Genomic DNA, 11,817 nt, shown 5'->3' with positions numbered 1-11,817 from the left:
GTTCACAGACTGATAACAATCTTGCCAAAATGCCTGCCATCAAGCATATGCTGCTGGGCTTTTTCTATTTCCGCGAATTGAAAGACGGAATCAATGACGGGTTTGAGTTTGCCGTTCTGCAAAGCAGTTCCCCAGCGTGTATGCGCTGCCTGCCATAAGCTAATTTTATCGGAAATGGATTGCGACCTTAGTACAAAGCCCTGAATTTTTAAACGTTTTCTCATTAAAGTCGCAAGGTCAAGTTCCACATTTCGCCCCAGCATTGAAGCAATTTGAATCATGCGTCCAGATGGTTTCAACAGTTTGAGATGCTTATTGAAATAATCCCCGCCCATATAATCCAGAACAAAATCCAGTGAATCAGGAGCAATCAATTCTGCAAAATCGTCTTGCCGATAATTAATAACCCGGGATGCTCCCAGCGAGATTGCCTGTTCGGCTTTGCTCGAATTACTGGCAGTTGTTAACAGATTCACCTGAGTGAGTCTTGCCATTTGGATGGCCATGGTTGTAATGCCGCTGCCTGCTGCATGAACCAGCATGTTTTCATGACTCGACAGATTTCCCAACTCGAAAAGCGTAGCGTTGGCGGTGGTTAATGCTTCAGGAATGGCCGCTGCATATTCAAATGACCAGTCGGCAGGCATTTTTTCTGCAAGGGATTGATGAATGGGGCAGTATTCAGCATACGCGCCGCTGCCTACCAGTCCATAAACGGCATCGCCAGGTTCAAAACGAGTAACCTTAGACCCTGTTGCCACCACTTCACCCGCTGCCTCAAGCCCGGGGATTGCCGATTCACCAGGCGGGGGCGGGTATTTGCCCTGACGCTGCATTAAATCAGCCCGGTTCAAGGCGATTGCTTTTACTTTAACTAATATCTGGTGGTCGTTGATTGCGGGTATTTTTTCTTTAGCTATCGTGAGCTGATGATTTTTATCAATAAGGATGCAGCGCATGAAATCAGGAGGTGGATTAATCATTGAATTCTGTCCCTGTCTTTAATATGGTAAGCGGTCGGTATATAATTTTGTTTCTATACATAAAATGGTTGCCTGATGGCAAAGTTTACATCACACAAAAAACTGGCGCTATTGTTCATAGCTCCCCAGTTACTGATTACCCTGATTTTTTTTATCTGGCCTGCCTTCATGGCGTTAGTTCAGTCGGTCTATTTTAGTGATGCCTTTGGGCTTAAACAGCAATTTGCCGGTCTCAGTAATTTTGTCGATTTGTTTCTGGATCCGGAGTTTTCCCGCGCCATTCTGATTACCCTTATTATTGCTTTTTCCACTGCAGCAGCGACGATGGGCTTTGGTTTGCTGCTGGCTTATCTTGTTTTCAACCGGAAAAAAAGCCAGCGGATCTACAAAACATTATTATTATGGCCTTATGCAGTAGCTCCGGCGATAGCGGCTATTCTATGGCGCTTTTTGTGCCAACCGGGTATGGGCTGGTTTTCAGGTTTAATGGAGCATTTTGGCATCCATTTTAATTACCTCACCCATCCAGGCCAGGCTCTTATTGTCATTATTATTGCTGCCAGCTGGCAGCAATTCAGTTATAATTTTCTTTTTTTTCTCGCGGCACTCAAATCACTGCCGCGCTCGTTGATTGATGCCGCTGTAATTGACGGCGCTTCATCCTGGCAGCAATTCTGGCAGATTATCTGGCCCTTGCTATCTCCGACTACTTTTTTTCTGTTGATCATGAATCTCATTTATGGTTTTTTTGAAACGTTTGGAATCATTGATATTCTGACCAGCGGCGGCCCAGGCACAAGTACGAGTACCTTGATTTATAAAAGTTATCGTGATGGATTTGTGGGTATGGATCCGGGGAGCTCAGCGTCTCAGTCTGTTATATTGATGCTTTTGGTCGTCATTCTTACTCTTTTGCAATTTTATTTTCTTGAAAAAAGGGTGCACTATAAATGATAAAATTAAATCGTTTGCTCCCGCATATTTTTCTCACAGGATTTATTATTTTTTTGTTTTGCCCTTTATATCTGGCTCTGGTCGCAGCGAGCCATGAAGGAAGTGCAATGATGCAGCAGTCTGTCCCAATGGTTCCCGGAGGTCTGTTGTTAAGCAATTTAAAGACGGTGCTCACGCAGGGCGTTGCCTCAACTGGCGGTCAACCCATCTGGCGTTTGTTACTGAACAGCTTTGTGATGGCTTTTTCAATCGCCAGTGGAAAAATCATTCTCGCCCTGTTGTCAGCCTTTGCGCTTGTCTATTTTAAATTACCGGGTAAATCGTTTATTTTTGGACTGATATTTGCCACTATGATGCTGCCGGTAGAGGTTCGTATTGTGCCCACTTTTCAAATAGTAGCTTCAATGGGCTGGCTAAATCATTATAGCGGCCTGACTTTTCCCTTAATGGCTTCAGCAACCGCGACCTTCCTCTTCCGACAATTCTTCAAGACCGTCCCCAATGAGTTAATTGATGCGGCGACTCTTGATGGAGCAGGGCCTGTCCGCTTTTTCTGGGATATATTATTACCTCTTGCAAAAACGCAAATTGCTGCTTTGTTTATCATTTTGTTTGTTTATGGCTGGAACCAGTATTTATGGCCTTTAGTAATTACCAGTGACTCCAGTGTTGCAACCATTGTTATGGGAATACGTTATCTGGCAGGGGTAGCAGATCAGATCCCGCAATGGCACTATATTATGGGAGTTGCATTATTGGCGATGCTTCCTCCATGCATTATAGTGGTGGTTTTACAACGCTGGTTTGAGCAAGGATTAACACATTAATGGCTACGGTCAAACTTCTGCATGTAAGTAAAGATTATGACAAACAGCAAATTCTTTGCGATGTTAATTTAAATATCGAGCAGGGCGAGTTTGTCGCAATCATTGGCCCATCCGGCTGTGGAAAGTCAACTTTATTAAGATTGGTAGCAGGCCTTGAAGAGATAAGTTCCGGGCAGATTTTTTTTGATGAACAATGTGTCAATAATATAGCGCCTTCCAAACGAGATATTGCGATGGTTTTTCAGAATTATGCGCTCTATCCTCATATGACCTGTTTTGAAAATATGGCTTATGGTCTGAAAATCAGGGGAATGACTGCGGATTCAATTAAAAGAAGAGTCCTGGATGTCGCAGAAATGTTGCAGATTAGCGCCTGTCTGCAACGCAAACCGCAGGCATTGTCAGGCGGTCAAAGGCAGCGAGTGGCGATGGGGCGCGCGATTGTCCGCTCGCCCGCCGTTTTTCTGTTTGATGAACCCTTATCCAATCTGGATACAAAGTTGCGCAATGAAATGCGTTATGAAATACGAAAGATTCACCAAAACCTTGCAACCACCAGTATTTATGTTACCCATGATCAAACAGAAGCAATGACAATGGCTTCCAAAGTAGTCGTGTTAAATCAGGGTAGAATTGAACAGATAGGTTCTCCACAGGAGCTCTATCAGCAACCCCAGTCATTATTCGTTGCAGGATTTACCGGTCATTATCCAATGAACCTCATACCTGCCCGACTCGATAATGGCAGCGGTAAAATATCGTCCAGGCTTGGATTTGATCTGCCTGTTCCAAATAGTTCCAATACTCTTGTCGATGAGGTAATCATCGGTATTCGCCCGGAGCATCTTCGTATTAATAGAGACTCAGCAAGGCCAGCTATCCGGGTGAAAATAGAGTATATTGATGATTTGGGAGCTGATAAACTGATTCACGCACAAAGTTTGTGTGGTACAACACAATTTGCAATCAGAGCATCAGCAGATGAACCAATTAGTGATAATCATCTTAATATCGAATTAAATATCGCCAAAGCAAATTTGTTTGATAGTAAAACCGGATTACGAATGGGAGGATGGCATGAGTCAAAACAACACAGCGTTGCGTAATATTAACAAGCCACATTATAACTACTGGCAGGCTCTGGTTCTCTCATTTTTCAGCAGTCGATTGTATGTTGATGTCGGCAAGCGCTGGTTTGGATTGGGAATTGTATACTTATTTATTGCTATATTGGTGTTCGGAACCCCCTTTGCCCTGAGAACCACCAATGATTTCAATATTTTCTTTGATCAGCAGTTGCTAACCCCTCTTAAAAAAATGCCGCCTATCACAATTCAAAATGGCTTTGTCAGTTTTGATAAACCCATGCCCTATGAAATAAAAAATCAATCAGGTCAGGTTGTTTCAGTCATTGACACAAGCGGAACTGTGACCGGACGCAGTGAGAAGTATCCTTATCTCACGACGCTTATTTCTAAAAATCAATTGTCCTTCTGGCCGCCATCGCCCCAGTTTTTCTTTATGAATCAGGCACAGCCACAGTCGGATACGCCGATAGTGCAAATATTTCCGCCACAAATGAATGAAATTTTCGATGGGAGCAAATGGATAGCTTCTTCAGGGATCGAAACAGTAAAATACCTGTCATTGATTATCATTTATCCGACAGTCATTCTGATATTCTTCGTGATGTTTCTAACGTTTTTCCTGGTGTTTGGAATGATTGGACAGCTTGTATCCCGATTGTTTTATAAACTGGATCTGAGTTACTCGCAATCCTGTCGTTTACTGGCAGTCGGAGCAACACCGTCAATCGCAATTTTACTGTTGATGCTGGCAGCGAATTTACCCATTCCTGGCTTAGGCGTGGTTATTATTCTTGTTCTTTCCTTTTATTTCAGTTTTGCCGTCATTTCATTACGTAATGAAAGTAAAAAGCTGGTGCTTTCGTGAAGGAAACAATCCATTTTGCGCATGGAAATGGTTTCCCATCACCTTGTTATCATCAGCTCCTGACTGCATTAAAAACCCGGTACGACTACTGCTATGTAGATCGTATCGGGCATGATATTCGTTTTCCAGTAACTGAAAACTGGCACTGTCTGGTTGATCAAATAGCAGAGAGCGTCAAAGAAAACTGCAAGCCCCCGGTCATTGGAGTAGGGCACTCGCTTGGCGGTGTATTATCCTTAATTGCTGCTATAGAGCATCCGGAGTTATTTTCCGCTGTTGTCATGATTGATTCTCCTTTGTTAAACCGGTTTAAATCAAGGATGGTTAAACTGGCAAAAACCATTGGTCTGATCGATAAAGTGACGCCAGCCGGACGAACTCGGGGCAGGAGGCAGCATTGGCCTGATAAGCAACAACTATCGGATTATCTTAAAACCAGAGCGCTTTTTTCGAGTTTTCGAGATGATTGTCTGAAAGATTATATTGAATATGGCTTTTGCAAAGATGAAGAGGGTTATTCACTGCGATTTGACCGGGACATTGAATACTCGATTTTTCGGACTATTCCACATCAATTTCATCAATATGAAGGTAAATTAAAAATTCCGGCTTTCCTTATTTACGGAGATCGAAGTGATATTGTCAGCCAGTCTGACGTGAGTTACATGAACAAGCACTATGGTATTGTGAGCCAGAAAATGAAAGGAACTCACATGTTGCCAATGGAAAATCCAGAGTTACTTGCCGAGCAGATTTTCAAACTACTTGACCTTAAAAAAACGGGAGATAAACAAAAACAGAGTCAAAATGCGTAATTCTGGCAAAAAACCATTAACCCACTATATACTTAAGATCACGAGACTGTTCATTCAACTGGTGTCCTGCTAAGCGAAATCCATTTCACCTACAGATTCTGTGGCAACAATGGATCCTTCGCATGAACCAGTTCTGTTAACACCCTCTGGGTCTTTGATTATTATTGACATTGCTAAAAGGAGATGAATGTGTTGCTCAATCTAATTATAACAGCAATCCTGATATACGGATTTTATCAATTGCTGAGCCGACAGGCGTCAATTGTAGTCTGGACAATCAGTTACGCGATTGTTGCCTTACTTTTTATGAAATATTCTTCCTTAGGGTGGTTTGCTCACACATTATTAGGCCTAGGATTTTTAATGTTGCTGGCAGGTGCCATCAAACCCTTAAGACGACAATTAATCTCCAGCCGTGTATTTAAGGTGGTAAGTAAAGCAATGCCCACTATGTCGGCCACTGAGCGTGAAGCGCTTGAAGCAGGAACGGTCAGCTGGGAAGGTGATTTGTTTAGCGGAGCCCCTGATTTTAAGCAATTGTTAAATGCACCGGTAAGTCGATTGTCTGATGCGGAACAGGCTTTTATCAATGGCCCGCTGAGTGAGTTATGCCGCATGCTGGATGATTGGGATATTACCCATAATCGTACCGACCTGCCTCCTGAGGTCTGGCAATTCATTAAGGAGAAAGGCTTTTTAGGAATGATTATTCCCAAGGAATACGGCGGCCTTGATTTTTCTGCGACTGCCCAGGCCTTTATTCTGGCGCGAGTTTATGGGCGCTCCATTTCTGCTGCAACAACTATTTCCGTGCCCAATTCATTAGGCCCTGCTGAATTACTTTTGAAGTATGGTACGAAAGAACAGAAAGATTACTATCTGCCTCGATTAGCGGATGGACGTGAAGTACCCTGTTTTGCTCTGACTGGCCCCAATGCCGGGTCTGATGCGGCTTCTATACCGGACAAGGGAATTGTCTGTAAGGAAATGATTAATGGTAAAGAAGTTTTAGGAATTCGTCTGAACTGGAACAAGCGATATATTACACTGTGCCCGGTCGCGACGGTAATTGGTTTAGCCTTCCGATTATTTGATCCCGAGAACCTGCTGGGTAAAGGCCATGATGTAGGTATTAGTTGTGCGTTAATACCCTCGACTACACCGGGTGTCATCAAGGGTAGAAGGCATTTTCCATTGAACACTGCGTTTCTCAATGGTCCTACTCAGGGTAAGGATGTTTTCATTCCCGTAGATTATCTCATCGGCGGGGCTTCTATGGCAGGCGCGGGCTGGCGCATGCTGATGGAATGCTTAAGTGCCGGCAGAGCGATTTCCCTTCCCTCCAGTGCAATGGGTGGATCTCAGGCCGGAGCTTTGGCCAGTGGTGCATATGCCCGAGTCAGAAAACAATTTAATCAGGCAATCGCCAATTTTGAAGGCATTGAAGAGCCTTTGGCGCGCATCATGGCCAATACCTATATTATTGATGCAGGGCTAACAATGGCTGCATCAGCAATTGATCACGGTGCCAAGCCCTCAGTTGCCGGAGCCATTCTTAAATACCAGACCACTGAAAGAGCCCGTCAGGTGTCTTTAGATGCGATGGATATACATGGCGGTAAGGGAATATGCCTTGGCCCTAATAATTATCTTGGAAGAGGCTATCAGAATGCACCGATTGGAATTACTGTAGAAGGCGCTAATATTCTCACCCGTAATCTGATTATCTTCGGACAAGGCGCTATTCGCTGCCATCCTTATGTATTCAGGGAACTCGAAAGTGTTCGTGAAAATGATCTGACGGCTTTTGATGATGCTTTCTGGGGACATGCCGGCTTCGTCATGGCTAATCTGGCTAAATCAATAGTCTATGCCTTCACTGATGGGCGATTCACAAAGGCTCCGCAGAGTAAAGCGAAGCGTTATTATCAGCTCATCAACCGCTATAGTGCCAATCTGGCGTTTACAGCAGACTTCTGTATGGGGATATTGGGAGGCGCTTTAAAACGCAAGGAAAAAATTTCCGCACGTCTGGGTGATGTTTTAGGTAACCTTTACCTCGCATCCGCAGTACTGAAACGCTATCACGACGATGGAGAGCCAGCAGCTGACCTGCCCTTGGTCGAGTGGTGCTGCCAGCACTTACTGCATGAGTGTGAGCGTGCCTTCAGAGGGGTTATTACCAATTTCCCGGTCCGCTGGGGGCGCATCCTGCTAAAAATGATACTGATGCCTTTCGGCAGCAAACGTCATTACCCTGCGGATCACCTCGGCCATAAACTTGCCAGACTGATGTCAGAGCCTAATGAGACTCGCGATCGAATGGCGCGTATTGTATTTAAAGAGCCCTTGGCCAATTGCCCTGTTGGGCGTTTGGAAGATGCCTTTCATAAAATTTATGCGGCGGAAAGTCTCGAGCGAAAAATCAGTAAGGCCGTCAGAGAGGGAATGCTGCATTCATTGACTTTACTCGAGCAAATCGACGAAGCTGAGGCTGCTGGTGTTTTAACCGCAGAGGAAGCAGTCAAAATGCGTGAAGCTGAACAGGCCCGTCAGGCAGTAATTGCAGTGGATGATTTCAGTGATGAAGAGTTGCGCCGTACTGCAGCCGATAAAAACAATATGAAGCAAAGAAAAGTGTTATCAACGCATGATGATTTGCCGATAGAAGCTGCGTAAATATCACTTGTTTCCTGCTTTCCTGTATCCCGCAATACTTCGCGGGATACAGGAACTTGTAAATGAACCGCTGAGTGGATAACTGTAATCCTTGTCTCTGATTAGAAAATATTAGCTCCAGTTACGTCTCCTATCGCAGTTGCGGTGGTGGAGGGTAAATTGATGCTGCAGGATCCATCCGCCCCAAATTCAGCATAACCTACATAATTGGCAAGCTTATTAACTACTGAGGGTACAGTAAATTCTCGCACCACCTCATTTAAAATGAAGGGGGTAACGGATTTATCAATACAGCGAAAACGTAAGTAGTATGTTAATCCCGGCATTGCGGACATACCGAAATTATATACTGCAAAGTAGGAACGTCCCACAGGCGTTGGCAGATTGGAGTTAACCTGATAGATATTTTCAGGACCATTACCTGGAATATCATCCACATCCAGCTCAAAATTATCCTGAATTTTATTACCATAATAGATGTGGCTTGGGGTAGGCAAGGTAGGGAATAATGCATGGGCATCAATATCGCCGTTGCGTGACCATTCCAAAGTAAATTGCACGCTGCCGCATCCACCCACTTCATTAAAGACATGCATTGTATTATTCAAAGGATAACCGGGGCTAGTAGGAAGACAAGAACTACACCCATCAGTAGGATTGGTGATCGGATTGACATTACTTTGAAGCAATAATCCCGCGCAATATCCAGGCGGTGTAAACGCAAGAACCCGAACCAGGCTATTGACCACATTAGTATTGGAACCCTGAACTGAAATAGCTGTGGTTTCCGCGAGACCGCCTGGTTGGATATTGTAAGTACAACTGCTGTAGGGGGCAAGCGTACTGGTACAGGTAGAGGCTGCATAATTCACTGTCAGTCCACTGCTCGGCGGGATGGAGATAGTTAAATTTTCAGCCGTAGCATTACTATTGTTAAACACCTGAATGTTTTTTGCCCCGTCTCCAGCGATAAGAAGAAGGAGTGAAGGATTTAGACTTAACAAGGCAGGTTGCGTTTGTGGGTTCGCAGATACAAGGTGGATTCTAAGGCCGTCGTTGAAACCGGGCTGATAGCACTGCAAAGGCGCATATAGATCGCAAAGGATGGGGCCGCCGATGACATCGGCTTGAAGAGCTTGCCCATTAATAGTTAAAGTCAGCAGACAGGACTGAAGATAGCCCAGTGTTTCGGTACATCCGGAAGGAAAAATTCCGCGAATTGGCTGCATTCTTAAAGTATGAGGTTTACGCGATTGATTAGTTACTGTGTATTGTACAGTTGCACTGCCTGTTGTTTCCACCGTGGTATTGGCTGGGAATCCTGGCACTTGCGCAAAAGTCCATAATGGTACTCCTGCATTGAGTTTACTGCCAAACAAAAGCATTGAGGCAGCAAATAATGGATGTTTGATCTCCATAATCTTCATAATATATCCTTAATTTTAAAGTGAATTGGGTTCTGCTTGAAGAGTATCCTGAGAGGCCCATTTTAAATAACCCGCAATAGCCATAATGGTATAGAGGAACATTAGAAGGGCGTGAAAAGGGATTTGTTTGTAAAAATACATATAAGCATATATTGCATCGGTAATAAACCAGACAAGCCAGGTAAAGATGATTTTATAACACATCAGCCACTGCCCCATAATACTAAGCGCCGTTGTGAGTGCATCAAGGCTTGCTACAGTTGAATCAGTATATTGTCGCAACAGGAAATAAATAACAAGGTATAAGGCAGTAGTGATCAGTAACAGGAGAGCGGCCTGATGCACTGATAACCATTTAACTTTAAACTTTGCGTTGGGAGTTCTGTTCCACAGCAAAAAGCCGTAAAAGCTGTTTAACAAATAAAAGATTTCAAGCAGTGTGTCGGCATAAATCCCTTTACTAAAATAGAGAATGCTGTTTATCGTAGTGGCAAACATGCTGATTATCCACGCTTTCCTGTCCATTTGAATGAAATACCAGGTGGAAAGTAACGATAAAATAGTTCCTAAGAGATCCAGTAGCATGTATATTATTACGATAGTTAGAAAAACGTTTCCCGCCAGGCGGTAAGCAAGAGATGTATTCTATCATTAAATGTTAAATTTGATGAACTTATTTACTATTTTATATTTTTGAGTAAGGAAACCCTTAATGAAAAAACAGACTGCTTTACTTGCACTCACCACTAGTATTTTTGCCAGCTACTCTGATGCAGGTACCATGGGACCGGTCGAAGCTAAAGACTGGACCTGGGTTAGTTCTTTCAGTGCGGGACCTGCCTGGGCAAGAGCTGGCGATACTCAGACTTTTTTCCTTGCGCCCGAAATTGAAAAAACCTATGTCGCCAGAAAATCGACTAAAGCCCTGGCTGTTGCTGAGTTATTCTTTGGCGCCCAAAAGAGTCTGTCTGATCAGTGGTCAGGACAATTAGGGATTGAACTTGCCACCACCAGCCGAGTTAGGTTGCAAGGTAATATCTGGGATGATGCTGATCCTTCGTTTGACAATTACACCTATAGCTATAAGGTCAAACATAACCGTATTGCCGCAAAAGGCAAATTACTACTCGACAAAGGCTATTTTGTAATTCCCTGGGTTAGCGCCAGTGTGGGTGCAGGCTTTAATCGCTCCTATGCATTTCAGAATACACCGACAATTTTTGAAGCCGTTCCTAATGCGGATTTTGCAGACCATACCAAGACCACTTTTGCCTATACGCTTGGCGCCGGTGTACAGAAGAGTTTAAACGAACATTTTCAGGTGGGCGTTGGCTATGAATTTGCTGATTGGGGTAAAAGCGAACTCGGACGTGCTGCGGGGCAAACACTTAATACCGGCCTTCAGTTAGATCATTTGTACACTCATGGTGTACTTTTTAATGTGACCTGGCTGGCCTGATTCATAAGCCGATATACTTATTCCCTGGTTCCATAAGTATCTGCCCATCCCCCCTACGCCCTGCGGCTTGTCCGCAGGGTCCAGTGTTTCTCTATGAGTTTTCTGGATCCCTCGGACAAGCAGAGGGAGTAGAGGCTAGGAGCATACTCTGTTTTCAGAGATGTGTAGATACCTATCGGCTGGTTCGCGGGTTCCGGGATTCCGTAAGCTTACTGGGAAATTTTCCAAATATCTGATAGGCTTAGCATATAAGCTTGCTAAGGAGATAGCTATGTATAAAAGGGTGTTATTCGCTACTGATTTTGATGAAGTAGGAGTTAGAGCGGCGCAGAAAGCAAAGAAAATTGCTGATGAGAATGGAGCTGATCTGTTGCTAGTGCATGTTGTGGAACCCATTCCGGCTTATGCCTATCCTGGTTTTGCAGGCTTTGCTGAGGTTGAAGTATCTATTCGTGAGCAGGCTGAGAAAGAGCTGGCTGCTCTTGCTAAAAAACTCGGTGTCGATGCAGCTCACTGTATGATCGAGTTTGGCTCTACTAAAAACGAAATACTCCGGGTGGCCCAGGAGAAAAATATTGATTTAATCGTTACCGGCAGTCACGGCAAGCATGGCCTGGCCTTATTATTAGGCTCTACCGCTAATGCTATTCTTCACGGTGCGGAATGTGATGTTCTGATTGTCCGTTCTGCGAAGGATTAGTTAATAAGCGTAGGTCGGGC

11 protein-coding genes are annotated in these 11,817 nt (G+C 44.1%); 8 read left to right on the top strand and 3 right to left on the bottom strand.

Translation table 11 applies throughout. The features are described 5' to 3' along the window. Positions 1-2: 2 nt before the first annotated feature. A complete protein-coding gene (locus tag E1O89_RS04550) occupies positions 3-983 on the bottom strand; it encodes an NAD(P)H-quinone oxidoreductase (protein ID WP_262337399.1) in 981 nt (326 codons plus the stop codon). 75 nt (positions 984-1,058) lie between these two features. On the opposite strand from E1O89_RS04550, the gene E1O89_RS04545 reads away from it, so the two are divergent. From E1O89_RS04545 to E1O89_RS04520, 6 genes are all read left to right on the top strand, one after another. Further along, complete coding sequence (locus E1O89_RS04545; RefSeq protein ID WP_133139141.1) at positions 1,059-1,937, top strand: ABC transporter permease subunit; 879 nt, start codon at positions 1,059-1,061, stop codon at positions 1,935-1,937. Then, positions 1,934-2,764 (top strand): sn-glycerol-3-phosphate ABC transporter permease UgpE, encoded by an 831-nt coding sequence (ugpE, locus tag E1O89_RS04540; RefSeq protein ID WP_112217968.1) that lies wholly within the window; start codon positions 1,934-1,936, stop codon positions 2,762-2,764. The genes E1O89_RS04545 and ugpE overlap by 4 nt, the downstream gene beginning before the upstream one ends. After that, positions 2,764-3,870 (top strand): ABC transporter ATP-binding protein, encoded by a 1,107-nt coding sequence (locus E1O89_RS04535; RefSeq protein WP_133139140.1) that lies wholly within the window; start codon positions 2,764-2,766, stop codon positions 3,868-3,870. The genes ugpE and E1O89_RS04535 overlap by 1 nt, the downstream gene beginning before the upstream one ends. Then, positions 3,842-4,717, top strand: coding sequence for a DUF1189 family protein (locus tag E1O89_RS04530; RefSeq protein ID WP_133139139.1), 876 nt, complete (start codon positions 3,842-3,844; stop codon positions 4,715-4,717). The genes E1O89_RS04535 and E1O89_RS04530 overlap by 29 nt, the downstream gene beginning before the upstream one ends. Further along, on the top strand, positions 4,714-5,532 hold the full coding sequence (locus E1O89_RS04525; RefSeq protein WP_133139138.1) for an alpha/beta fold hydrolase: 819 nt from the start codon (positions 4,714-4,716) through the stop codon (positions 5,530-5,532). Before E1O89_RS04530 ends, E1O89_RS04525 begins: the two co-directional genes overlap by 4 nt. A gap of 192 nt (positions 5,533-5,724) precedes the next feature. Continuing rightward, positions 5,725-8,211 (top strand): acyl-CoA dehydrogenase, encoded by a 2,487-nt coding sequence (locus E1O89_RS04520; protein WP_165483066.1) that lies wholly within the window; start codon positions 5,725-5,727, stop codon positions 8,209-8,211. Between the two features lie 101 nt (positions 8,212-8,312). Here E1O89_RS04520 and E1O89_RS04515 read toward each other — a convergent pair whose 3' ends face one another. Both E1O89_RS04515 and pnuC read right to left on the bottom strand, forming a co-directional pair. Continuing rightward, positions 8,313-9,638, bottom strand: coding sequence for a hypothetical protein (locus E1O89_RS04515; RefSeq protein WP_133139136.1), 1,326 nt, complete (start codon positions 9,636-9,638; stop codon positions 8,313-8,315). Between the two features lie 15 nt (positions 9,639-9,653). Continuing rightward, positions 9,654-10,223 (bottom strand): nicotinamide riboside transporter PnuC, encoded by a 570-nt coding sequence (gene pnuC, locus E1O89_RS04510; protein WP_133139135.1) that lies wholly within the window; start codon positions 10,221-10,223, stop codon positions 9,654-9,656. A 127-nt stretch (positions 10,224-10,350) separates the two neighbouring features. Between pnuC and E1O89_RS04505 the strand changes: the two genes are divergently transcribed. Both E1O89_RS04505 and E1O89_RS04500 read left to right on the top strand, forming a co-directional pair. Beyond that, on the top strand, positions 10,351-11,097 hold the full coding sequence (locus tag E1O89_RS04505; RefSeq protein ID WP_133139134.1) for an outer membrane protein: 747 nt from the start codon (positions 10,351-10,353) through the stop codon (positions 11,095-11,097). Positions 11,098-11,368: 271 nt separating this feature from the next. Continuing rightward, complete coding sequence (locus E1O89_RS04500; RefSeq protein ID WP_058506691.1) at positions 11,369-11,797, top strand: universal stress protein; 429 nt, start codon at positions 11,369-11,371, stop codon at positions 11,795-11,797. Positions 11,798-11,817 lie beyond the last annotated feature (20 nt).

Source organism: Legionella genomosp. 1 (assembly GCF_900640215.1).
Classification (GTDB): domain Bacteria; phylum Pseudomonadota; class Gammaproteobacteria; order Legionellales; family Legionellaceae; genus Legionella_C; species Legionella_C quinlivanii_A.
The sequence above is the reverse complement of the archived record's forward strand: the minus strand, read 5'-3'. Positions and strand labels throughout refer to the sequence as shown.

What these genes read in the sequence shown, in the direction of transcription:
- E1O89_RS04545 (WP_133139141.1), top strand. Translation starts at nt 1,059, where the DNA reads ATGGCAAAGTTTACATCACACAAAAAACTGGCGCTATTGTTCATAGCT.
- E1O89_RS04500 (WP_058506691.1), top strand. Translation starts at nt 11,369, where the DNA reads ATGTATAAAAGGGTGTTATTCGCTACTGATTTTGATGAAGTAGGAGTT.
- E1O89_RS04530 (WP_133139139.1), top strand. Translation starts at nt 3,842, where the DNA reads ATGAGTCAAAACAACACAGCGTTGCGTAATATTAACAAGCCACATTAT.
- pnuC (WP_133139135.1), bottom strand. Translation starts at nt 10,223, where the DNA reads ATGCTACTGGATCTCTTAGGAACTATTTTATCGTTACTTTCCACCTGG.
- E1O89_RS04505 (WP_133139134.1), top strand. Translation starts at nt 10,351, where the DNA reads ATGAAAAAACAGACTGCTTTACTTGCACTCACCACTAGTATTTTTGCC.
- E1O89_RS04515 (WP_133139136.1), bottom strand. Translation starts at nt 9,638, where the DNA reads ATGAAGATTATGGAGATCAAACATCCATTATTTGCTGCCTCAATGCTT.
- E1O89_RS04535 (WP_133139140.1), top strand. Translation starts at nt 2,764, where the DNA reads ATGGCTACGGTCAAACTTCTGCATGTAAGTAAAGATTATGACAAACAG.
- E1O89_RS04550 (WP_262337399.1), bottom strand. Translation starts at nt 983, where the DNA reads ATGATTAATCCACCTCCTGATTTCATGCGCTGCATCCTTATTGATAAA.
- ugpE (WP_112217968.1), top strand. Translation starts at nt 1,934, where the DNA reads ATGATAAAATTAAATCGTTTGCTCCCGCATATTTTTCTCACAGGATTT.